Origin of the sequence: Luteimonas qiangzhengi (assembly GCF_039548515.1) — a bacterium.
Taxonomy (GTDB): Bacteria; Pseudomonadota; Gammaproteobacteria; order Xanthomonadales; family Xanthomonadaceae; genus Luteimonas.
Window position 1 is genome coordinate 240,555 of the sequence record NZ_JBCLVE010000006.1, and the last position, 23,489, is coordinate 264,043.

Below are 23,489 nucleotides of genomic sequence, written 5' to 3' on the forward strand. Positions count from 1 at the left end.
ATCTATCCCCGCAGATAATAAAAAAGATGATGAGATCCATTGAAGATACGCGCCTTGCAGTAATTGGCCTCGGATACGTGGGGCTCCCTTTGGCGGCGGCATTCGGGCGGAAGATGAATGTCATCGGGTATGACATCAATGCCGAACGAATTAGTGAGCTGGCGTCTGGCGTCGATCGCACCTTGGAGGTGTCCGGCGAGTATCTCGCCGCCACACCTGGTCTCAGCTACACGGACAAAATACAGGACATCTCGAAATGCAACGTATATATCATTACGGTTCCAACGCCAATCGATACTGCGCGCCGTCCAGACTTTGATCCCTTGCTGAAATCGAGCGCCGCAATCGGGTCGGTCCTCAAGCAGGGCGACATTGTTATTTACGAATCAACGGTATACCCCGGCGTCACCGAGGAGGTCTGCGTCCCGGTCCTGGAGGAGGCTTCGGGACTGAAATTCAACAAGGACTTCTATTGTGGCTACAGCCCGGAGCGGATCAACCCCGGTGATAAGGAGCGCACCGTCACCAAGATCATGAAGGTCACGTCCGGCTCAACGTCAGAGGTGGCCGATTTCGTTGATTCCCTCTATGGGCTGATCATCGAGGCCGGTACCCACAAGGCGAGTTCGATCCGCGTGGCCGAGGCTTCCAAAGTGATCGAAAATACCCAGCGCGATGTCAACATCGCTCTGATGAACGAGTTGGCCATGATTTTTCACCGCGTGGGTATTGATACCCATGAAGTATTGGCGGCAGCAGAAACCAAGTGGAACTTTATGAAGTTCCGGCCGGGTCTTGTCGGCGGACACTGCATTGGTGTGGATCCGTACTACCTCGCGCACAAGGCGGCAATGCTCGGGTACAACCCTGAACTTATTCTGGCCGCCCGTCGTATCAATGATGAAATAGGCCCGCACGTTGCCAACCGTGTACTGCGCCTGATGGCTAAGGTCCGCTTGAATATCGTCGATTCGCGCATCCTTGTACTTGGTCTGGCCTTCAAGGAGAACTGCCCGGACCTGCGCAACACGAAGGTGGTTGACGTGCTCCGCGACTTGCAGGAGACCAACGCGCAGATCGATGTATACGATCCATGGGTCGATCCGGAAGAAGCCAGACGGGAATATGACGTCCAACTTGCCGGTAAGCCCGCAGCCGCCACGTACGATGCTGTCATCTTGGCGGTCGCGCACTCCCAGTTTCTGCCTGACTCCGGATTCGACCCGAATTCGCTACTAAAGCCCGGCGGAGTTGTGTTCGATGTGAAGGGCGTTCTGCCAGTCTCACAAAATGTACATCGACTGTAAGGAGACCGTTATGATTCGCATTGGAACTCTCGCGATAATCGCTTTGGCACTTTCCGCATGTGGCTTCGATAAACCCCCGCAGGGAGCCACCAATGGCCAAGCATCGAAACCGGTGCCGGGGGTAGAGTCGCAAGAGCCGGGGGTGCAGGAGCCATTGGCAACTATTGACCACCTCGAGGTGTTTGCCGCGCAGCTCGTTGAAAAGGGCCCCGGCGCGTTCCGGTTCGACCGCATCCGCGACGCGCGTGAGGGTGGTCAGGAGAGGCAGGTCTTCGTCGAGATGCTGGGTGCGGACGACCAGGCGGCGGCGGATATATCTGCGGACATCCTCGAGTCGGCTGGGTTCGTTCCAGGCCACAGCTTCGGTGATGAGAACGGCATCCGGCTGAGCTACACCTACAATGGAGGTGAACCGGTACGGGTGCTGGTAAGGACTCGCGAAGCGCACTCCAAACTGGCAAACGTAGAGGCTACGTCGTCAGTCTATCTGACGCAGCCGGTGACTAATCCGTAAGCCGGAGTGAGCCACAGGGGGAATCACGCATTGAACGTTACGGAGGGAACACGCACCTTTCGCCCGGAGATCCAAGGTGTCCGGGCGATTGCGGTTATTGCAGTTCTCATATTCCATCTTTGGCCTTCGATCCTTCCGGGTGGGTACGTCGGTGTTGACGTATTCTTTGTAGTCTCCGGCTTCCTCATTACCGGGCTGCTCCTGCGGCAGGTTGAGCGCACGGGAAGGATCCAGGTACTGGATTTCTACGCAAAGCGCATCAAAAGACTGCTTCCCGCCGCGACGCTGGTGCTGGTCGCCGTGGGAACGTGCGTGTCACTGCTACCGATTCTGCGTTGGGCAGATACGGCAAATGAGATCGCAGCGAGTGCCCTCTACGTTGAGAATTGGTGGCTCGCAGCGAAAGCCGTCGACTACCTTGCGGCAGAGGCTGCTCCAAGCCCGCTGCAACACTTCTGGTCTCTTTCGGTAGAGGAGCAGTACTATATTGCCTGGCCACTGATATTTTCGGTGCTCGGCGCATTCGGCTTGCTTCAGCGTTTCGGCCCGAGGCGAACCTTTGGGGTCGCCGTTGTCGTGATCGGCCTCGCATCACTTGTTTACTCGATCTACATAACGCCCAAGAATCCTGGGCTAGCCTATTTTGCCACTACCACCCGAGCCTGGGAGCTGGCACTAGGTGGCGCGTTGGCGGTGTTTACCGGCTGGGAGCGCATCCCTGAATTTGTGCGACGACTTCTCGGTATTATCGGTTTGGTAATGGTCGTCGCCGCCGTAATGGCGTTCAGTGGCGAGACGGTTTTCCCCGGCTATGCAGCCGCGCTGCCAACAGTCGGCGCTGCCCTGCTCATCGTCTCTGGAGACTCGAGGAGCGTTTGGTCGGTTTTCTCGATTTTAAAGAGTAAACCGTTTCAGTATATAGGCGACCTGTCGTATTCGCTTTATTTGTGGCACTGGCCGGTAGTTGTCTTCTATGCCTATATTGCCGCTCGAGAAGTTGGTTTAGTCGATGGGGTGGTGATTGCGTCCATCTCCCTTGCCTTGGCGCACCAAACTAAAGAATTAGTGGAAGATCAATTCCGTGCACCTGAATTTGCGAGTGGTGCGTGGTGGAAGCCGTTTGTATTTGCGGTAATGTGTATCGCACTCCCTATTATCTGTTGGGCGGCCATCAATTTTCAGGTCGGTCGACATGCTTCGTACAGTTATACCGCGCCTGAACGGCTGGATGTTGTCAACTACCCGGGAGCTTTGAGTCGTACCCACGGAATCCCCGCGCCGGCGAATGTCCCATATATTCCAGAAATACTAAGAGCAAAGCATGACAGGGGAGATTCATACGAGGATGGCTGCATTGCCGGGCTGACCGAGACGGCCGTGCGGGAGTGCAGGTATGGAAGTAGTGACGCAGCCCGACATGTGGTGATTGTTGGAGACAGTCACGCAGTTCATTGGATTCCTGCACTGCAGTTTCTGGCGAATCACGGTGACCTGAGGGTTACTGCGTTTACAAAATCAGCATGCGCGGTGGTTGATCTGACCGTAGAGGGGTTAGAGCGTGATCAGCATATTTCTTGTCTGGCATGGTCGCGCAACGTAATTCAGCAGCTACTCGCGCTTAAGCCAGATGCGGTAATTTTTGCGCATTCACAGTATTCGCTCGCGAGTATGAAAAAGGATCGTCAAGAGAGCGCGGATGCGATAGCGGATAGCCTGACGTATACATGGAGACAGCTGGATAAGGCAGGAATTCATGTGTACGCCATTGCCGATACTCCGTCTTTCAGCACCGATGTGCCCGACTGTTTGAGCGGGGCTGGGGGTTCATTGGAAAGTTGTTCTCGGCCGCGCGTGAGGGCGTTGCCTCAGATTGACCCTCTGAAAATCGCGGCCGGACGGTTCCCAGGCGTCCGGTTGCTTGATTATTCCGACGTGCTGTGCGGGCCTGAAGTTTGTTCTCCGGTGGTGGGCAATGTTCTCGTTTGGCGAGACGCTCATCATATGACTGCAACATTTTCGCGCACCTTGGCGGGGGAGCTCAGTCGGGATTTGTCTCCACTGGTTCGAGAAATCAGCGTCGCGGACTTTGGCTTGGAGGTCGCGGATAACGGGCGGCATCCTGCCGTCGCGATGGCAACCGCTCGACCATGCCCAACGGTGGAATCTTGCTTGGGGTCATTCACGCCGTCACTGGTGGCGGTGAAAGGAGACGTTCCAGCAGCTTATGACGAGGGATGTCATGTCGATCAACGCACCGATGAGCCAGCTGCGTGCACCATGGGCCCGGCTGGTGCATCCGTGCGAATGTTCGTCGCGGGAGACTCACATGCTGCTCAATGGTTGCCTGCCTATAAGCTCGCGGCGGAAGGTTTGGGCTGGAAAATACAAAGTTTCACTAAGTCTGCCTGTTCGTTTTCAGACCTCATGGTCAGGGGGGGAGTGTCGGGGCAAGAATATGTCTCGTGTCGCCGGTGGGGTGAAAGGTTACTGGACCGTATCGAGAAGGAGCGGCCCGATTATATTCTTGTTTCGCAGTCCGTTGCGTATCAAGTGGCTGGTCTTAGGCGTGAAGAAAGCTTTGAGCCATTGGTTAATGCGTACACTCGATACATCAAAAAAATACAGGGTTTTGGGGTTGTCCCAATAATCCTTGCGGACACGCCGCGGCTGGGCATCAATGTTCCAGAATGCCTGGCAGGGGTGGGGGCGACGTTTGAGGGATGCAGCAGAAAGTCTGCCCCTCTGTTGGCTCGCAAAGACCCGCTGGTCGCTGCGGCGGTTAGGGCGGGGGCAGCAACAGTTACGCTAAACGACCATATCTGTACAGGTGAGCACTGTAAGCCCGTGGTGGACGGCATCTTAATCTGGCGTGATTCACATCACGTAACTGCTACGTTTGCTGAAAGTCTTGGTGATGAACTGGCAGAAAAGCTGCGTTTAGCGGCGAGCGCACTATAGCATTGCAAGGCAGCGTCCTAGGCTGTGTAGGCCTTTTGCTGTTTTCGCGCTCCCGCCTTACAGGCTAAACGGGATCGATGCTGAGAGAGTCGGCAGCGGCGCCCTGCCACATAGATAGTTCCTTATTTCGGAGTAGGTATGAGCTGGAAGGTCGAAGACGGTACTCTTACGTTCACTCGTGGAAAACTAGAGCTCTACTGGCGTATGCCAGAGGGCTTCACGATACCGTCATCGCCATTGCTCTCACTGGCGGAATATATTCTGTTCACTCCTTTCGGAGAAAAAGTTAATGTAGTTAGCTCTTGTGAGGTGCCGGGAAACAAAGTCGCGATAGCGTTTTCCGGTGGCGTAGACTCCGCAGCTGCAATGCGTCTCTTGCCGGATCCGATAGCGGTCTATACCCAAGTTGCAAAACCCTCTGGACTGCACAAGATTGAAAATGCGCTCTTATCCGTGGAAGAGGTGTCAGGGCTGGCTGTCGTAAGTAACTACGATCAGCTGCCGACAGTGTTTGGGAAGCGCCGCGGTTTCTTTGGTGCCGCAGGGTTTACTGTTACTGCAGTTCTGCTCGCAGAGCACCTGGGGTTGGATACTATCGGCGACGGAAACATACTTGAGTTCGCATATCTAAGGACTCGCCATGGACATGGCACTGCATACTTTGAACGTAATTACAGGTCGATGCAGGAGGCTTTCCGGGCCGTGGGCCTGAATTACTGTATGCCGTGTAGCGGACTGACGGAAGTTAGCACCACCAAGATTGCTCGTGGATATAAGTACGCGATGGGTTGCATGCGGGGGGTCAACGGATCTCCCTGCCTGCAATGCCTGAAGTGTTACCGAAAGATGGCGATCTCCGGGGCGCCGATTTCGAGCAATCCTGAGACAGAGAGAGCTCTCAATAAGGAATGGATTCCCGTGCTTGGGTCTCTCCTTTGGGCGCGTGACCATTGTGGGCTTGTACATCCGCGCTTAGAATGCGTGGATAAAAATTATAGTTGGGTAGACAAGTGGTACTCAAAGTCTCTGGAGCTGATGCCGGAGCAGTTGCGTGGGTACTTGGCTGAGCGCATTTCCAGTTTTGGTATTGAAGAGTTGTCGGATATGGGGGCGCTGACTGAATGGTCAGCCTATGTTCCTGTGAAGGGATGAGTGCTTTCATTCTGTGAATATTTTTAACCGAAGCTCTTGGCGATGGCGAGCAGAAGGCACCAGTTAGTGTCTCGCCGGATATCGAGGGGCGCGGGGAATCATCCCCGTAGAGTGCTTTTCCCAAGGCAGGAGACCAGCCCGACCTTCCGCCAAGGATATTAAGTAGTGGGTGGAGCACGTCCAAGTAGGTATGGGCGCAGCTGAGGCGATCGCCTTTTGCTGAGTGCCAGTCCCCGATCTGGGGGCTGCGCGAAGCGTATGACAGCAATGACGGAAGAGGTTCTAGTGGGGAAGGGCCGCCATCCCGTCCAACAAGTACGACAACTGGTCAGTAGTAGTGTCGCTGGCTCGGTGGTCCACAGAGGAGAAATACTCTTTTTATGCGCAAAGGGGGCTGGTGGGGTTCGCTATTCGAGCGCAAGGCGGGGTGTTTATAGCCCAGCGTTTGGGGTTTCCTGAAAGGTGCTTTGATCCAACAATCGGATTCTGCGCACGCCAAGGGCCGGAGGACAGCAAAAGGTCTGTGTTTACTTTCCGGGAGGCTGGCCGATCTCGACCGAAGCCGCAGGTTCGATCAAAATTTAGTTATCGCCAAAAAGGTCGCGTGTATATACCTTGGCTATTACATCACCCAGCTGTGAATCCCGCCGATTTGCGACGATCACATCACTCGTCCGTTTGAACTCTGGGAGGTCGTGGATCACTTTAGAGTGATAGAACTCATCCTGTTCAAGTTCCGGCTCGTACACCACCACCTCGATACCCTTCGCCTTGATCCGCTTCATGATCCCCTGGATGCTCGAGGTGCGGAAGTTGTCTGAACCGGCCTTCATAATCAAGCGGTAAACGCCAACCGTTGAAGGCTTGCGTTTCAGAATCTCCTCGGCGACGAAATCCTTTCGTGTCGAGTTCGACTGGACGATGGCCTGGATCAGGTTCTGGGGCACGTTCTCGTAGTTGGCCAGCAGCTGCTTGGTGTCCTTGGGCAGGCAGTAGCCGCCGTATCCGAACGATGGGTTGTTGTAGTGGTTTCCCACGCGCGAATCCAAGCACACGCCGTCGATGATAGAGCGGGTATCCAGGTTGTGCGCCACGGCGTAGCTGTCCAGTTCGTTGAAATACGCCACCCGCATTGCGAGGTAGGTATTGGCGAACAGCTTGATAGCCTCGGCCTCCGTCGAGTCGGTGAGGACGATGGGCGCATCCTTGCTGGCGGCGCCCTGGCGAAACAGTTCAGCAATGCGCTGGGCGCGCTCGGAGCGCTCGCCCACGATGATGCGGCTGGGGCGGAGGTTATCGTGCAGGGCCTGGCCTTCGCGCAGGAATTCCGGTGAGAACAGGATGTTCTGCGTGTTGAAACGTTCGCGCAGCGAAGCGGTGTAGCCCACCGGTACGGTGGATTTGATCACCACCACGATGTCCGGATTGATCCCGAGGGCGGCAGCAATGACGCTCTCCACCGAGCTTGTGTTGAAGTAGTTGGTCTTTTCGTCGTAGTCCGTGGGCGTGGCTACGATCACCAGCTCGGCGTCTGCAAACGCCGCTGGAGCATCGGTGGTGGCGCGGAGTTCCAGCGGAACGGACTTGAGGAAATGCTCGATGTCCCGATCCTTGATCGGCGATTCCCCGCGGTTGATCTGATCGACCTTGTCGGGGTTGATATCAAGCGCTGTCACCTGGTTGTGCTGCGCAAGCAGGATGGCATTGGAGAGGCCGACGTATCCGGTTCCGGCGATTGCGATCTTCATTGCGTCTTGTGTCCGTTCGCTCATTCAGTTGATGCCGGTCGGGGCGGCCGATGGGGCGCCCGCAGTCCAGCCGGCTTCGATGTGTTCCACGATGCGGATTGCCGCCATTCCATCGCCATACGGGTTGCGGGCGTTGGCCATGGCAGCATATTTGTTCGTGGACCCCAGCAGCTCCAGGGCAGCGTCATGGATCCTGTCGGGATCGGTGCCAACCAGCCGCGCGGTGCCGGCGCTCACGGCTTCGGGGCGCTCACTGACATCGCGCATCACCAGTACCGGCTTCCCCAGCGAGGGAGCCTCTTCCTGGATGCCGCCCGAGTCGGTGATGATCAAGTCGGCGCGCCGCATCAACTGGACAAAGGGCAGATAGTCGAGCGGTGCGATGAGATGCACGTTGGGCCGATCGCCCAGCAGGCGCTGTACGGGTTCCTGCACGTTCGGGTTGAGATGGACGGGATAGACAACTTCCACATCGTCCAGTTCGGCAATCCCGCCCAGCGCACGGCAGATGTTTTCGAAACCCTCGCCAAAGCTCTCGCGGCGGTGACCGGTAACCAGGACCAGGCGCCGGGACGGCGCGAAGGAGGGGAGGGTGGAGTCCAGTTGGGCTGATAGCCCCTGATCACCCTGGATCCGTGCGACCGACTGCAGCAGGGCGTCGACCACGGTGTTACCGGTTACATGGATCCGGGCTTCCTCAACTCCCTCGGCCAGAAGGTTGGCGCGGGCGCCGATGGTAGGAGCGAAGTGCAGCTGCGCCAGCGGGGTGACGAGGCGCCGATTCATTTCTTCCGGCCAGGGCGCTTCCATGTTGCCGGTGCGAAGTCCGGCCTCGACATGACCCACGGGGACGCGGGCATAGAACGCAGCCATCGCGGCGGCCAGGGTGGTGCTGGTATCACCGTGTACCAGTACAAGATCCGGCTTGCGTCGTGAGATCACTTCCGACAAGCCGATGAGGATGCGGGAGAACAGGTCGGGCAAGTCCTGATTGGTTCGCATCAGGTCCAGGTCGTCATCCGGAACGATGCCGAACAGCTCCAGAACCTGGTCGAGCATCTGGCGGTGTTGGGCGGTCACCGCCACCAGGGTCTGGACGCCCGGCCGAGCGCGAAACGCTTTGATGACGGGCGCCATCTTGATGGCCTCCGGCCGGGTGCCAAAGACAACCATGACCTTCCGGTGTTTCAAAGAGCCGCTTCCAACTCCGGCAACACCTTGAACAGGTCCCCCACCAGCCCGATGTCCGCGATCTCGAAGATCGCCGAATCCGCATCCTTGTTGATCGCCACGATGGTGCCGGCGTCCTTGATGCCGGTGATGTGCTGGATGGCGCCGCTGATGCCGATGGCGATGTACAGCTCCGGCGCGATGATCTTTCCGGTTTGGCCAACCTGCATTTCGTTCGGCACGTAGCCGGCATCCACCGCCGCGCGGGAGGCGCCCACGGCGGCGCCGAGCTTGTCTGCGAAGTCGAAGATGATTTTGAAGTTCTCTTCCGATCCCACGCCCCGGCCGCCGGAAACCACGCGCTTGGCGCTCTGCAGGTCTGGGCGGTCGGTGGCGCCGGCGGCGAGGTCCACGAAGCGCGTGTGGGTGGGCAGTTCGGCATCGACGGTGACTGCTTCAACTTCGGCGTTTCCACCGGTGCCGGTTTCCCGCCAGGAGGCGGTGCGCACGGTGGCGACAACGGTCTGATCTGCCGGTGCTTCCACGGTGATCACGGCGTTGCCTGCGTAGATCGGACGGGTGAAGGCGTGGCTGGATTCAACCGTCATCACGTCCGACACCTGGGCGGTGCCAAGCAGGGCGGCAACCACCGGCATCAGGTCCTTGCCGAAGGTGGTGGAAGGGCCAAAGACGTGGCTGTAGCCTTCGGCCAGTTTGACGATCTGCGGAGCCAGCACCTGGGCGATCGGGTGAGCGTTGGCCGGATTGGCCACGGCCAGCACTTTGCGTACGCCGTCGATTTTTGCGGCGTCGGTGGCAACGGCGGCGGGGTCTGCGGCAAGCACGACGATATCAATAGCGTCGGGGTTCAGCGCTTTGGCGGCGGCGACGCACTTGGCGGTTGAGCTGTTGAGCTTGCCTTCGTGGTGCTCTGCGATGATGAGGACGTTGGGCATGGGGTTTTCCTTGGGTCTTCCAGGTCACGCGGTTTCGCGCGTATGACGCGCTCCTACAGGGAGGGCGCGTCCACGGAATAATGTGTCAGAGGAGGCCTTTTTCCTTGAGGGCGGCGACCAGTTCGGCGGCGTCCTTGACCATTACGCCCTTGCTGCGCTTGGGCGGTGCTGCGTAGCTGCTGGTCTTCAGACCCTGGCTCTCTTCCACGCCCAAGTCGGCGAAGGCGATGGTTTCCAGCGGCTTGCTCTTGGCCTTCATGATGTCCGGCAGCTTGATGAAGCGCGGCTCGTTCAGGCGCAGGTCGGTGGTGACCACGGCGGGCAGGTCCACTTCCAGCGTTTCCAGGCCGGCGTCGACCTCGCGGGTCACGGTGGCCTTGCCGTCGGCGATCACCAGCTTGCTGGCGAATGTGGCCTGCGGGCGGCCCCAGATCGTTGCCAGCATCTGGCCGGTCTGGTTGGCGTCGTCGTCGATGGCCTGCTTGCCCAGGATCACCAGGTCGGGCTGTTCCTTCTCGATCAGCTTGAGGAAGGTGCGAGCGGCGGTGAGCGGCTGGATTTCTTCGTCCGCGACCACGTGGATGGCGCGGTTGGCGCCCATGGCCAGGCCGTTGCGCAGGTGCGGCTGGGCGTTGGCGGGGGCGATGGTGGCGACCACCACCTCGGTGGCGACGCCGCTGTCGCGCAGGCGCAGTGCTTCTTCCAGCGCGATTTCATCGAAGGGGTTGGGCGAAAGCTTCACGCCATCGGTCACGACACCGGAGCCGTCCGGCTTGACCTGGATGCGGACATTGAAGTCCACCACGCGCTTGTAGCCGACGAGGATTTTCATCGATCGGGGGTTCCTTGACGTTGCCGGTCTGCCCAAGGCAGGCGGTAGGGGAAATTCCCACGATTTTACCGGGGGCTGGTGAAGTATGCGAATGACCGGCATTGACCGTCGCTGGAACCCTGGGTGAGTCCGGTTACAGCGTGTGGGTGACCTTGCTCAGGTTCGGAGGCCTGTCCGGGTGGTAGCCGCGATCAAAGGACAGCGCGTTGACCATCCGGTAGAAACTGAGGTTCTGGACGAACGGCGCAAGCAGCGGGGGCGTGCGGACCGAAGGCAGCAAGTGGGGGCCTGTTTCGGCGTCCAGACCTGTCGTCCACATCCTGCAACCCTTGGACCTGAGCTCTGCGGCGAGTGCGGTTGAGCCGGACTCGGTCTGATCCGGCTGGGAAAACAGCAGGAGGGGGACCGCATTGGCAGCCAGCGCCATCGGGCCGTGTTTGATTTCCGCCGCGCTGTAGGCCTCGGCGTGGAGACCGCAGGTTTCCTTCAGCTTCAGCGCGGCTTCAAGGGCTGTTGCCAGGCCAACGCCACGACCGACGACCAGTAAGCTGCGCTCTTCACGGAGTCCTTCCCTGAGGGGGCTCCAATCGGCGGTCCAGGCAGCGCTCATCGCCTCCGGCAGGGCCTCCAGCGTCTGGAGCATCAAGCGGTCGTTCTTCCAGTAGGCGGTGAGCTGCAACAGGGCGGAGAGTGAGGCCAGGTAGGTTTTCGTGGCCGCGACGCTGCTTTCCACGCCGACCTGCATCGGAATCACCGCATCGGCCAGTTCCGCCAAGGGCGAATCCTCGTGGTTGACCAGTGCCAGCACGCGCGCCCCGCCTTCTTTTGCTGAGCGGGCATTTTCCAGAATGTCAGGGCTCTGTCCGGATTGCGAAATGGCAATGAACAGTGCGCCCTCCATATTGCGACGGCTTTGATACACCGATGCAATGGCCGGAGGCATCGGTGTCGCGACCATCCCCAGCTCGCTCCCCAGCAGGTACCTCGCGTAGGTGGCCGCGTTGGAGGAGCTGCCGCGGCCACAGGTGAGTACGTAGCGGGGCGGAGTTTTGCGGAGCTCGGCTCCAAGGGACTGCAAGTTGGAGGCGTTTTTCTCCAGTTGCCCTGCAATCAGTCCTGGAGCTGCCGCTGCTTCGGCGTACATCAATGACTTTTCGGCACTGTCGTGCGTCGGTGGCAGCGAAACGGTGCGATTGGTGTCCAAGGACTTGTCCATAAGTTCGGCCCCGGGCGTATGGGCCGGGATTGGGCGCGCAACGGTAAGGCAGGGGATTTTACAGAGTGTGACGCAGAGCAGGGTATCTGGAAGATGCCGAGGAGCAATGGCCATGCCATCATCGGCGCGGCCCACGACGTCGGATAGTGCTTTGCGTGTGTTGTTGATCGCCTATGAATTCCCGCCCAGCCCATCGCCACAGTCGTTGCGCTGGGCGTTTTTGGTGCGCGAATTGCTGGAGCTGGGCACGGAAGTCCACGTACTGACCGCGGAAAACTGGTGGCCACTGACTTCGACCCAGCCTCCGCCCGGAGCCATCGTGCACCGTGCATGGCCCGGGGGTGTCGCTGGGATCATTGCTCTGTCCAGACGGTGGCGACGGCTGCGGGGTAGATCAGAACACGAGGCCGGGACGTCCGATGCCATATCGAACAAAGCGGGGGACGGCGCGGCGCAGCCCGGTACGGGGGCGATCAGCTCGGGTGCCGCAGAATCGAGACTGAACTGGAAGGGACGTACCGTGGATCAGCTCAACAAGCTGATCCGGCGCTTCACCTTTCCCGACGAGCGGGGTCGCTGGGAGCCATCCGCCCGCCGGGAGCTTGAGCAGCTGTTGGACAGCCTGCAACCGGATGTGGTGATCAGTTCACACGAGCCGGCTACGTCGCTCCGGTTGGGCCGGGTGGCGAAGGAGCGGGGGTTCCCATGGGTGGCGGACCTTGGCGATCCGGTGCTCTCCTTCTATACGCCGGAACGTTGGCGGAAGGGCTCCTTTGATGTGGAGAGTTGGACCTGCGCCCATGCTGACCGTGTCACGGTCACCACGGAGGCAGCGAAGCTCCTGCTGGCCGATCGCCATGGCGTGCCGGAATCCCGGTTCGAGGTGCTGACCCAGGGCTACGATGGCGCGCAAGTGCCCGAGCCGGCCGCGTTCGAATTCGACCCCGGCCGCCTGGAACTTCTGTACACCGGCAGTTTCTACCAGTTCCGCGAGCCACGCTCGCTGGTGGATGCTGTGCTTGCCAGCCCTGGGGCCCGATTGAACATCGCGACCAGCCGGGCCCCGGAGTGGCTGCTGCCGTTGCTGGACTCGCACCCGCAACAACTCCGTCTGCTGGGTTTCGTCCCGCATGCGCAGGCGGTTTCTTTGCAGCGCTCGGTCGATGTGCTGGTCAACATTGCCAACGACGACCCCGTGCACGTGCCGGGCAAGGTCTACGAATACCTCGGTGCGGGCCGGCCGATCCTGCACCTGGGCGACAACGAGGAAGACGTGGCCGCGCGCCTGGTGCAGAGACATCGGCGTGGTGTGGTGAGCGGCAACGGCGCCGCAGCGATTGCGGTGAGCCTTGCGCGACTGGTGGAAATCAAGCGGACGGGTGAATGGAGCACGCATTTCAGCCTCGATCAGTCCGGCGTGGAGCAGTACCAGTGGCAGTCCATCGCCCGCCGCCTGCATGCCCTGCTACAGGAAGTTGTAGGAGCGCGCCATGCGCGCGAAACCGCGTGACTTCCGTCGTCGCGGTGAGGCGTCGGATACGACGCGGTAACCGAAGCCATTCCGAGGGCCAGGTGTCACACGGCTTCGCGCGCGTGGCGCGCTCCTACTGTCCGTTGGTCCGATAGCGGGCGAGGGCGCCCGCGCTACACTTGCACGCAGGCAATTCTCCGAGGACTGCACGATGGTTGAGGCGACAGCCGTGGCCGGCGATTCCGCCGCTGCGAAGGGCAACCCCAGGGACAAGGTATTCCCGGATGCGAAGACCGCGTTGGCGGATGTGGTGGCCGATGGCCAGACGCTGGCGGTGGGCGGGTTCGGTCTGTGCGGTATTCCCGAGGCGCTGATCGCCGCGCTGCGCGATTCGGGCGTGAAGGACCTCACCGCGATCTCCAACAATGCCGGCGTGGACGGTTTCGGCCTTGGCCAGCTGCTGGAAACGCGCCAGATCAAAAAAATGATTTCGTCCTACGTGGGCGAGAACAAAGAGTTCGAACGCCAGTTCCTGGGCGGCGAACTCGAACTCGAGTTCAACCCTCAGGGCACGCTGGCCGAGCGGTTGCGCGCCGGCGGCGCGGGTATTCCAGCGTTCTTCACCGCCACCGGCTACGGCACCGTAGTGGCCGAGGGCAAGGAAACCCGCGAGTTCGACGGCAAGCACTACGTGCTGGAAACCGCCCTCACAGCCGATATTGCGTTGGTGAAGGCGTGGAAGGCCGACCGTGCCGGCAACCTGGTGTTCCGCAAGACCGCGCGCAACTTCAACCCGGCCTGCGCAATGGCCGGCAACGTCTGCGTGGTCGAGGTGGAGGAGATCGTGGAGACCGGCGAACTCGACCCCGACCACGTGCACCTGCCGGGCATTTACGTGGACCGCATCGTCCACAACCCCACCCCCGAAAAGCGGATCGAGCAGCGCACCGTGCGCGCCGACTGAGGAGAACGACATGGCCTGGACCCGTGACCAGATGGCGCAGCGCGCCGCACAGGAACTGACCGACGGTGCCTACGTGAACCTCGGCATCGGCCTGCCCACCATGGTGGCCAACCACATCCCGGACGGTGTCGACGTTTGGCTGCAGTCTGAAAACGGCCTGCTCGGTATTGGTCCGTTTCCGACTGAAGACGAGGTCGACGCCGACCTCATTAACGCCGGTAAGCAGACCGTCACTGCGCGGCAGGGCGCCAGCTACTTTGGCAGCCACGACTCCTTCGCCATGATCCGTGGCGGCCACATCGACCTGGCCATCCTCGGCGCCATGCAGGTGACCGGCAAAGGTGACCTGGCCAACTGGATGGTGCCCGGCAAGATGGTCAAGGGCATGGGCGGGGCGATGGATCTGGTGGCCGGCGTCAAGCGCGTCGTCGTGCTGATGGAGCACGTGGCGAAGGATGGCAGTCACAAGATCTTGCCGGAATGCACCCTGCCGCTGACCGGCGTGGGCGTGGTGAGCCGCATCATCACCGACCTGGGCGTGCTGGACGTGACCGAAGACGGCCTGAAACTGGTCGAACTCGCCCCCGGTGTCACCGAAGACGAGCTGCGAGAAAAGACCGGCTGTCCGCTGCTGTAGAATTCCGCCGGGGCCTCGAACGCGCGAGGCTGAAAGCAATGACAAAGGAACCACTGCGCTGCAGGTGGTAAGGGCAGTGCGGTCGCGATGGCGGAACCGAAAGACTCCAATCGGCTTTATTTCCCTCACATTGAAGGGTTGCGAGCGGTCGCCGCGTTGCTGGTCGCGGTTTATCACATCTACCTCGGGCGGGTATCCGGCGGGGTGGATGTGTTCTTCGTGGTGTCAGGCTTCCTGATCACCCTCAGCCTGCTGCACAAAGTCGACACATCCGGCCGCCTGCAATGGAAAGGCTTCCTCTCCGGGCTGGCGCTGCGGCTGCTGCCCGCCGCAGGGCTGGTACTGGTCCTTACCGTCGCACTGACGTTCCTGTTCCTTCCCGAAGCACGTTACTTCGAAACCATGCGGGAGGTTCTGGCCTCCTTCCTGTACGTCGAGAATTGGCAGCTGGCGGTCCAGGCTGTCGACTATTTGGACCGGGACAACGAACAAAGTCCGGTGCAGCACTACTGGGCGATGAGTGTTCAGGGCCAGTTCTACCTGATCTCGATATGCGTGTTCTTCGCTGCGATCCAGGTGGCGCGGTGGCTGTCGCGCGAGCTGTTACCGACGCTGGCGGCCGCCTATTTTGCGATCGTCGCGGTATCGCTGGGCTATTCAATCTACCAGACCTACTTTGGCAACCAGGTGTGGGCGTACTACGACACCTTTGCCAGGGTCTGGGAGTTCTGTCTCGGCGGCCTGTTCGGGCTTGCTGTCCATGTGCGGCGCGACCTGTCCTTGCCTGCGCTGCTTGGATGGGTGGGGCTGCTGGCGATCGTGCTGGTCGGAATGATCTTCCAGGTTGGCTCGGTGTTCCCCGGCGCGGCTGCGCTGGTGCCGACGCTGGCGGCAATCCTCGTCCTCTTTGGGGGCAGATCCGATGCGCGATGGTCCGTTGGGCGCCTGCTCGGATCGGCTCCGCTCCTGTCCCTGGGCGCCGTGTCCTATGGGATCTACCTGTTGCACTGGCCCTTGCTGGTGGTCTATCGCGAAGTTGCGCAGGTGACGTCGGTCGCGTTGGTTCCGGGGCTGATGATCATCCTGGTGTCTGTCATCGGGGCCTATGCGATCCGCAACTGGGTGGAGGCTCCGTTCCTGAGAGTAAGGAAAAAGGAACTCCCAGCCCGCCGCCGCGCGATCACAGTGCTTGGAGTGCCGCTTTTCGTAGGCTTTGCGGGGCTTTTCACCTGGCATGCCTTTCCAAAAGAGCCCACCCCGGTTGAGGTGGACGAATTCCCGGGAGCCCGCGTGCTGGACGGTTCGGCCCAATGGCAAGCTGATCTTGAGCCTGGCGAGTTCATCCCTGACCTGGCGACCGTTAAACGGGACCTGCCGCGGTCCTCTCGCGACGGCTGTCATGCCCGTCTCAACACCGACGAAGCTGCCTGGTGCGTTTACGGGGAGAACGAGGCCCACGTCAGGACCATCGCAGTGGTTGGCGGATCCCACTCGCAGCACTGGCTACCGGCCCTGGAAGAAATTGCCAAGCGCAATGACTGGCGGATCGTGTATTCCACATGGAGCATGTGCCGTTTCGAAATTCCGAGCCGCCTCCCGGGGTCCGGCGGCGCGTCACGCTGCAACAAGATCATGGAGGGCGCGATGCGGTTCCTGGTGGAAGACGCCCGGCCGGATCTTGTGTTTACGACTGCTAATTCAGGTCCCCATCACCGCCCGCCGGACAGGTTCATCACCCCTTGGGCGATCTTGAACGAGGCAGGGATCCGGGTAGCCGCCATCCGCGACAACCCTTGGATGCAGGATGACGTTTCCGACTGTGTCAGCAGGGCATCCGGAGATCTTTCCCACTGCGGGGCACAGCGGTCGGATGTGCTGGCCGATGACTTCGATGCTGCGCTGGCCCCGGGGAACGTCAATGTCATCGACCTGACCAATTATTTCTGCAACGACGAGCACTGCCCTCCAGTTGTCGGGAAGACTCTCGTGTATCGGGATCGGCACCACCTCACCACTCCATATGTCCTGTCTCTCCAGGAGGAACTGGAGAATGCTTTGCTTGCCGTCATGGAAGAACAGGCACCAAGAGAGCAACGTGAACTGCCGGGTCTCCGGGCCCCAGCGCCCACGGAGCTTATGGAGCGGTCACGGCGCGAGGTGGGAATCCAGGAGGAAATCCGGGAACTGTGGGAGTCCGCGTTTCCTCCATCGGGTACTCCGGTCGAGAGGCGCATTGCTGCCGTACTTGAATGTGGCCCGGCCGGGAGCGCGCCGCCGTTCGAAAGGTCGATGGAAGTGCAGGTTGCCGGCCACGAGATGATTGCGGTCAGTGGTGATTGGCGGCGTCGCGAGTCGGATTTTGATGCTTGGCGGGGACGGCTGGAAGGATCGACGATCCGGTTCAGGGGCCACTACCAGACTGGAAATTATCCGACGAGGCCAGTGGAACTTCACGGGACGTACGAGGACGGCGGACTGGAACTGGCAGGAACGCGCGGCCCACGGGCCTGCACTTTGAGGGCCCGGGACCGGTGATTTCGAACACGGGGTAGCGCTTGCAGGCACGGGATCGCCGCAATAATCTCGCCAAATCCCTGTCTCCTACAAGCCATATCTCCCGCGGCTGCGGAATTGGACCTATCGCCTCGGCCAGTTCAACAACAACAACGGGGTTGTGTTCACCATCAAGGGCAATGATTACCGGTTGATCGTGGCGGTCGCTTACAAGGTCCAGATCGTCTACATCAAATTCGTTGGCACCCACGCCGAGTACAACGATGTAGACGCAAACAACGTTGAGATGATGTAACCATGAATATCAGCCCAATCCATACCGATGCAGACTACCGCAAGGCCCTGCAGGCAATTTCCAAACTTGTGGAAACCGACCCTGCCCCGGGGACTGCCGAGGGGGCTTTCTTGATGTGATGGGCGCCCTGATCGAGGCTTACGAGCAGAAGAGATTTCCGCTCGATACTGTTGGTTGATCCAGATGATCCGCAATCTCCACAAGAACCTCGGCATCCCTGCCGAAAGTCTGATCGGAATCGCGTAATCCCAGCTCGTCAATATTTTCCCGTTGACGATGGGGTGGCCGAAGCCACTCCGGGAGCCATGATTCACGCGGCTTCGCGCGTAAGACGCGCTCCTACAAATGGGATCTCTGCAGGTCTGTGATGATTTCGGCGAGGCCCTGACGCCAGCCGGGGAGGGCGATGTCGAAGTCACGGTTGATCCGGCTGGTGTCCAGGCGCGAACTGGCGGGGCGGCGGGCGGGGGTGGGGTAGTCGGAGGTGGGGACGGGAATCAGCTGGGGGGCGCTTTGGATCAGGCTGGTCCGCAACGCTTCGGCAAAGATGGCTTCGGCAAAGCCGTGCCAGGAGGTCTCACCGCCGGCGGCCAGGTGCCAGGTGCCGCTGCGGTCGCCGCGCTCGGTGATGGCCTGCGCCGTTGCCTTGGCAATCCAGTGCGCCGGGGTAGGGGCGCCCACCTGGTCGCTCACCATCCGCAGTTCATCGCGCTCGCCCGCCAGCCGCAACATGGTGCGGAGGAAATTCTGTCCGTGTGCGGCGTACACCCAGGAAATGCGGAAGATCAGGTGCTGGCATCCACTGGCGCGGATGGCCTGTTCGCCGGCGAGCTTGCTGGCGCCGTAGACATTGAGCGGGGCGGTGGGATCGTCTTCGCGACGCGGGTGCGGGTCGTTGCCCGGGAATACGTAGTCGGTGGAGTAGTGGACCAGCAGCGAGCCTCGTTCCGCGCAGGCCCTGGCAAGCGCGCCAACGGCTTCGGCGTTGATAAGGAACGCCGCGTCGCGCTCGGTTTCGGCGCGGTCCACGGCGGTGTAAGCGGCGGCGTTGACCACCACATCGGGGGTCGTGCGCTGGAACAGCGTCTCCAGCTCGTCCGGCCGGGCCAGGTCTGCGACTTCGCAGGGGGTTCCGTCAGCGAGCCGGCCGTCGCGCGTGGCGCACACCACCTCGCCCAATGCGGGCAGGCTGCGCCGCAGCGCGTGGCCGACCTGCCCGTTGGCGCCGGTCAGCAGGATGCGCATCAAACGCCGCCATTTTCGAATGTGGGCAGGCGCTCCGGCGGAACTTCGGCCAGGCGCGGCGCGGCGGCATCCTTTGCCGACAGCTGCGGCCTGGCAATCGGCCAGTCAATGGCCAGCTCCGGGTCATCCCATGCAAGGGCGGCGTCGGCGTCGCCGTTGTAGTGACTGGTGCAGAGGTAGGAAACCATCGCCGATCCGCTCAACGCCACGAAGCCGTGGGCGAAGCCGGGCGGGATCCAGAACTGGCGCCGGTTCTCCGCAGAGAGCACGGCAGCGGTCCACCGGCCGTAATGCGGGGAGCCGCGGCGGATATCCACGGCCACGTCCCACACCTCGCCTTCCAGCACGCTTACCAGCTTGCCCTGCGGGTCCGGCCACTGGTGGTGCAGGCCGCGCAGCACCCCCTGGGCCGAGCGGGAGAGGTTGGACTGCACGAAATCCGGTCCGATGCCGTGGCCGGCGTAGCGGTCGCGGTGCCAGGACTCCATGAACCAGCCGCGGGCATCACCGAACTGCTTGGGCTCGACCACCAGGCAGCCCGGCAGGTCGGTTTCGATGATTCTCATCCGCGCCGGCCCCCTGCCAGCAGCGACTGCAGATACCGCCCGTAACCGTTCCTGCCCAGCGGCTCGGCCAGGCGCAGCAGCTGCTCGTCGTCGATCCAGCCGGCGTTCCAGGCGATCTCCTCGGGGCAGCACACCTGCAGACCCTGGCGGGTCTGGATGGTTTCGATGAACGAGGCCGCCTGCAGCAGCGATTCGTGGGTGCCGGTATCGAGCCAGGCGGTGCCGCGGCTGAGCAGTTCCATGTGCAGGGCGCCGTCGGCCAGGTAGTGGCGGTTGAGGTCGGTGATCTCCAGCTCGCCGCGCGCGGAGGGGCGCAGCGTGGCGGCGCGATCGGATGCACTGCCGTCATAGAAATACAGACCGGTGACCGCGTAGTTGGAGCGCGGGCGTTCCGGCTTTTCCTCGATGTCGATCACCTTGCCGTCCGCGTCGAAAGCGGCCACGCCGTAGCGTTGTGGATCGCCCACGTGATAGCCGAACACGGTTGCCCCTTCGCTCCGCGCGTTGGCGGTCTTCAGGCCGCCGCTCAGACCATGGCCATAGAAGATGTTGTCACCCAGCACCAGACAACTGGGCTGACCTTTGATGAAATCGCGGCCGATGGTGAAGGCCTGCGCCAGTCCGTCCGGACTGGGTTGTACCGCGTACTGGATATCCAATCCCCACTGCGAGCCATCGCCCAGCAGCTGCTGGAACAGCGGCTGTTCGTGTGGGGTATTGATGATCAGGATTTCGCGGATCCCGGCCAGCATCAGCACGCCCAGCGGGTAGTAGATCATCGGCTTGTCGTACACCGGCAACAGCTGCTTGCTGATCGCGCGGGTGATCGGATACAGCCGGGTGCCGGAGCCGCCGGCGAGGATGATGCCCTTGCGTGCCATCTCAGGCCTCCTGTCCGAGCCGCTGGAGGCGATAGGCGCCGTCGAGAATGCGCTGCGTCCAGTCGGTGTTGGCAAGGTACCAGTCGACGGTCATGGCGATGCCTTCCTCGAAGCCCACCGATGGCGACCAGCCCAGTTCACCGGCGATCTTGCTGGCGTCGATGGCGTAGCGGTGGTCATGGCCGGGCCGGTCGCGCACGAACTCGACCTGGCTGGCGCGGGGTTTGCCGTCAGCCCGCGGATGGCGCTCGTCCAGCAGCCTGCAGATGGCTTCCACCACGTCGATGTTGCGGCGTTCTGCGTTGCCGCCGACGTTGTAGACCTCGCCCTTGCGGCCGGCTTCAAGCACGCGCCGGATCGCTGCGCAGTGGTCCTTGACGTACAGCCAGTCGCGCACGTTCTTCCCGTCCCCATAGATCGGCAACGGCTCGCCGGCGACGGCCTTGGCGATCACCAGCGGGATGAGCTTCTCCGGGAACTGGTACGGCCCGTAGTTGTTCGAGCAGTTGGTTGTCAGCACCGGCAGCCCGTAGGTGTGATGGAAGGCGCGCACCAGGTGGTCGGAGGCGCCCTTGGAGGCCGAGTAGGGCGAGTTGGGAGCGTAGGGCGTGGTTTCGGTGAAAAGGCCTTCGTCGCCCAGCGAGCCGTAGACCTCGTCGGTGGACACGTGCAGGAAGCGGAACGTCGCGCGTCGGTCTTCCGGCAGCTCGCGCCAGTAGTCACGCGCAGCCTCCAGCAGCGCCAGCGTGCCGACCACGTTGGTCTGGACGAAAGCGGCCGGGCCGTCGATGGAGCGATCGACGTGGCTTTCGGCAGCGAAGTTGATGATGGCGTCCGGCCGGTGTTCGGACAGCAGTCGGGTCACCAGCTGCCGATCACCGATATCGCCCTGAACGAAAATGTGGTCCGGGCTGTCTTTGAGCGAAGCAAGCGTGTCGAGGTTGCCTGCATAGGTCAGCAGGTCCAGGTTCACCACTCGCACGCCCGCGGCCACCGCCTCCAGCACGAAGTTCGCGCCGATGAAGCCGGCGCCGCCGCTTACCAGCCAGGTCTTTCCATTCATTTGCTGTAAATTCCACGTTGTCCGTAGGAGCGCGCCATGCGCGCGAAGCCGCGTGACATCCAACCGCGCCTCGTGGCGTCGGATATGGCGCTGTGACCGGAGCCTCTCCGCACCGCCAGGCTTCACGCGGCTTCGCGCGTACGACGCGCTCCTACAGGTTCTGGTAATTGGGCCCAGCGCCGCCTTCCGGCGTGACCCAGGTGATGATTTCGTAGGGATCCTTGATGTCGCAGGTCTTGCAGTGCACGCAGTTTGCCGCGTTGATCTGCAGGCGCTTGCCGTGTTTTGCCCCCGCGTCTTCGACAATCTCGTACACGTTGGCGGGGCAGAAGCGGGTGCAGGGGTTGTTGTACTCGACCGCGCAGCGGGTCACGCAGATTTCCGGGTCGTGCACGATCAGGTGCACGGGCTGGTCTTCGTCGTGGTCGGTGGCGGCGAAGTACACGCCGGCCAGGCGGTCGCGCGGGGCGAGCTCGCGCTGCACCTGCCAATGGCGATCGGGCGCTTCGTATTCGTCGATCTTTTCCAGCGACGACCAGTCCGGGGTCACCTTCATGGTCCACGGGGAGAGGCCGCCGGTGGCGGTTTCCCAGGCGGCGTTGGCCAGGCCAAGCCACATGCCCTTCTTGAAGCCGGGCTTGACGTTGCGGACCTTGCGCAGTTCTTTCATGGCCGCCGAGTCGCGCAGCGTGGCGTCGTAGCCTTCCGGCGCCAGCGCATTGCCGGCCAAGTGCTCGGCGGCCAGCATGCCGCTGCGGATGGCCTGGTGGGTGCCCTTGATTTTGGGCACGTTGAGCAGGCCGGCGGTGTCGCCGATCAGCAGGGCACCGGGCATTTCCACGGTGGGCACCGACTGCCAGCCGCCGGTGGCGATGGCGCGCGCGCCGGCGGAAAGGATGCTGCCACCCTCCAGCAGCGGCTTGACCATGGGATGGTGCTTGAACTGCTGGAACGCTTCCCAGGGCCGGTAGTTCGGGTCTTCGTAATCGAGCCCGGTCACGTAGCCGATCGCCACCTGGTTGTCTTCCAGGTGATAGATGAAGCTGCCGCCGTAGGTGTGGCTGTCAGCCGGCCAGCCGAGGGTATGTACGATCTTTCCGGCCGTGGTGCGGCCTTCGGGCAGCTGCCACAGCTCCTTGATGCCGATGGAATAGGACTGCGGGTCGTGGCCCTCGTCCAGTTTGAAGCGCTGCACCAGCCGCTTGGTCAGGTGGCCGCGCGCACCCTCGGCCAGTACCGTCACCTTGGCGTGGATGTCGATGCCCTGGGTGTAGCCGGGCTTGTGCGCTCCATCCTTGGCGATGCCCATGTCGCCGATGCGCACGCCCAGCACCTTGCCGGCTTCATCGTGCAGGGTCTCGGCGGCGGCAAAGCCGGGGAACACATCCACGCCCAGTGCTTCGGCCTGCGGCGCGAGCCAGGCGCACATGGCGCCGAGCGAGACGATGAAGTTGCCCTTGTTGTTCATGCCCGGCGGGATGAAGGGCGCCTTGCGGCCGCCGTCCTTCGTCAGCAGCCAGAATTCGTCTTCCTTTGCCGGCACGCAGATCGGCGGCGGGTTGTCGCGCCAGCCTGGCAGCAACGCGTCCAGCGGTTCGGGCTCGATCACCGCGCCGGACAGGATGTGGGCGCCGATGGTGCTGGATTTCTCGATCACGCAGACGTTGATCTCCGGATCCAGCTGCTTGAGACGGATCGCGAACGCCAGGCCCGCGGGTCCCGCGCCTACGGTGACCACGTCGTATTCCATGACATCGCGCTCGGCGGCTTCTGCAGGCTGGTTCATGCTCTCTTCCCGGATTTCATCCCCCTGATTGTCGCGGGTTTGCCGCAGCCCCGGCAAATCAGCCTTCCAGGCAAGATCGTTTCACCCTTGTAGGAGCGGGGGGGGGGGGGGGGGGGGGGGGGGGGGGGGGGGGGGGGGGGGGGGGGGGGGGGGGGGGGGGGGGGGGGGGGGGGGGGGGGGGGGGGGGGGGGGGGGGGGGGGGGGGGGGGGGGGG

The 23,489-nt window shown here is 61.7% G+C and carries 19 protein-coding genes; 9 read left to right on the forward strand and 10 right to left on the reverse strand.

Annotated features, from left to right (window positions below; all coding sequences use genetic code 11):
• Positions 1–29: 29 nt before the first annotated feature.
• The 4 genes from WCE59_RS06425 to WCE59_RS06440 all read left to right on the forward strand — a co-directional run bounded on the left by WCE59_RS06425 (position 30) and on the right by WCE59_RS06440 (position 5,931).
• Complete coding sequence (locus WCE59_RS06425; protein WP_343257928.1) at positions 30–1,307, forward strand: nucleotide sugar dehydrogenase; 1,278 nt, start codon at positions 30–32, stop codon at positions 1,305–1,307.
• A gap of 10 nt (positions 1,308–1,317) precedes the next feature.
• Positions 1,318–1,821, forward strand: a complete 504-nt coding sequence (locus WCE59_RS06430) for a hypothetical protein (protein WP_343257893.1) — start codon at positions 1,318–1,320, stop codon at positions 1,819–1,821.
• A 30-nt stretch (positions 1,822–1,851) separates the two neighbouring features.
• Positions 1,852–4,779: an acyltransferase family protein gene (locus WCE59_RS06435; RefSeq protein ID WP_343257894.1), complete on the forward strand. Its 2,928-nt coding sequence runs from the start codon at positions 1,852–1,854 to the stop codon at positions 4,777–4,779.
• 138 nt (positions 4,780–4,917) lie between these two features.
• On the forward strand, positions 4,918–5,931 hold the full coding sequence (locus WCE59_RS06440) for a DUF6395 domain-containing protein (protein ID WP_343257895.1): 1,014 nt from the start codon (positions 4,918–4,920) through the stop codon (positions 5,929–5,931).
• 581 nt (positions 5,932–6,512) lie between these two features.
• On the opposite strand, the gene WCE59_RS06445 is transcribed toward WCE59_RS06440, so the two are convergent.
• From WCE59_RS06445 to WCE59_RS06465, 5 genes are all read right to left on the reverse strand, one after another.
• Positions 6,513–7,679: a nucleotide sugar dehydrogenase gene (locus WCE59_RS06445; protein WP_343257897.1), complete on the reverse strand. Its 1,167-nt coding sequence runs from the start codon at positions 7,677–7,679 to the stop codon at positions 6,513–6,515.
• A gap of 24 nt (positions 7,680–7,703) precedes the next feature.
• Positions 7,704–8,852 carry a non-hydrolyzing UDP-N-acetylglucosamine 2-epimerase gene (wecB, locus tag WCE59_RS06450; RefSeq protein WP_343257898.1) on the reverse strand — a complete coding sequence of 383 codons (1,149 nt, stop codon included), beginning with the start codon at positions 8,850–8,852 and terminating at the stop codon, positions 7,704–7,706.
• Between the two features lie 14 nt (positions 8,853–8,866).
• Positions 8,867–9,805 (reverse strand): electron transfer flavoprotein subunit alpha/FixB family protein, encoded by a 939-nt coding sequence (locus WCE59_RS06455; protein WP_343257899.1) that lies wholly within the window; start codon positions 9,803–9,805, stop codon positions 8,867–8,869.
• 85 nt (positions 9,806–9,890) lie between these two features.
• A complete protein-coding gene (locus tag WCE59_RS06460) occupies positions 9,891–10,637 on the reverse strand; it encodes an electron transfer flavoprotein subunit beta/FixA family protein (protein ID WP_343257900.1) in 747 nt (248 codons plus the stop codon).
• 133 nt (positions 10,638–10,770) lie between these two features.
• Positions 10,771–11,853 (reverse strand): SIS domain-containing protein, encoded by a 1,083-nt coding sequence (locus WCE59_RS06465; RefSeq protein ID WP_449284121.1) that lies wholly within the window; start codon positions 11,851–11,853, stop codon positions 10,771–10,773.
• Positions 11,854–11,959: 106 nt separating this feature from the next.
• Here WCE59_RS06465 and WCE59_RS06470 point away from each other — a divergent pair, with 106 nt between their 5' ends.
• The 5 genes from WCE59_RS06470 (at position 11,960) to WCE59_RS06490 (ending at position 17,734) form a co-directional block, all read left to right on the forward strand.
• Positions 11,960–13,363 (forward strand): glycosyltransferase, encoded by a 1,404-nt coding sequence (locus WCE59_RS06470; protein ID WP_343257901.1) that lies wholly within the window; start codon positions 11,960–11,962, stop codon positions 13,361–13,363.
• A gap of 172 nt (positions 13,364–13,535) precedes the next feature.
• A complete protein-coding gene (locus WCE59_RS06475; RefSeq protein WP_343257902.1) occupies positions 13,536–14,288 on the forward strand; it encodes a CoA transferase subunit A in 753 nt (250 codons plus the stop codon).
• 10 nt (positions 14,289–14,298) lie between these two features.
• The gene (locus WCE59_RS06480; RefSeq protein ID WP_343257903.1) at positions 14,299–14,925 is read left to right on the forward strand and encodes a CoA transferase subunit B; all 627 of its coding nucleotides are present in this window, start codon (positions 14,299–14,301) and stop codon (positions 14,923–14,925) included.
• An 87-nt stretch (positions 14,926–15,012) separates the two neighbouring features.
• Positions 15,013–17,460 carry an acyltransferase family protein gene (locus WCE59_RS06485; RefSeq protein WP_343257904.1) on the forward strand — a complete coding sequence of 816 codons (2,448 nt, stop codon included), beginning with the start codon at positions 15,013–15,015 and terminating at the stop codon, positions 17,458–17,460.
• Between the two features lie 88 nt (positions 17,461–17,548).
• Positions 17,549–17,734 carry a type II toxin-antitoxin system HigB family toxin gene (locus tag WCE59_RS06490; RefSeq protein ID WP_343257930.1) on the forward strand — a complete coding sequence of 62 codons (186 nt, stop codon included), beginning with the start codon at positions 17,549–17,551 and terminating at the stop codon, positions 17,732–17,734.
• A gap of 339 nt (positions 17,735–18,073) precedes the next feature.
• On the opposite strand, the gene rfbD is transcribed toward WCE59_RS06490, so the two are convergent.
• From rfbD to WCE59_RS06515, 5 genes are all read right to left on the reverse strand, one after another.
• Positions 18,074–18,979, reverse strand: coding sequence for a dTDP-4-dehydrorhamnose reductase (rfbD, locus tag WCE59_RS06495; protein ID WP_343257905.1), 906 nt, complete (start codon positions 18,977–18,979; stop codon positions 18,074–18,076).
• Positions 18,979–19,545 carry a dTDP-4-dehydrorhamnose 3,5-epimerase gene (rfbC, locus tag WCE59_RS06500; protein WP_343257906.1) on the reverse strand — a complete coding sequence of 189 codons (567 nt, stop codon included), beginning with the start codon at positions 19,543–19,545 and terminating at the stop codon, positions 18,979–18,981. The genes rfbD and rfbC overlap by 1 nt, the downstream gene beginning before the upstream one ends.
• Positions 19,542–20,426, reverse strand: a complete 885-nt coding sequence (gene rfbA, locus WCE59_RS06505) for a glucose-1-phosphate thymidylyltransferase RfbA (RefSeq protein WP_343257907.1) — start codon at positions 20,424–20,426, stop codon at positions 19,542–19,544. Before rfbA ends, rfbC begins: the two co-directional genes overlap by 4 nt.
• 1 nt (position 20,427) lies before the next feature.
• On the reverse strand, positions 20,428–21,489 hold the full coding sequence (gene rfbB, locus WCE59_RS06510) for a dTDP-glucose 4,6-dehydratase (RefSeq protein WP_343257908.1): 1,062 nt from the start codon (positions 21,487–21,489) through the stop codon (positions 20,428–20,430).
• A 151-nt stretch (positions 21,490–21,640) separates the two neighbouring features.
• Positions 21,641–23,275, reverse strand: a complete 1,635-nt coding sequence (locus WCE59_RS06515) for an electron transfer flavoprotein-ubiquinone oxidoreductase (RefSeq protein WP_343257909.1) — start codon at positions 23,273–23,275, stop codon at positions 21,641–21,643.
• Between the last annotated feature and the right edge of the window lie 214 nt (positions 23,276–23,489).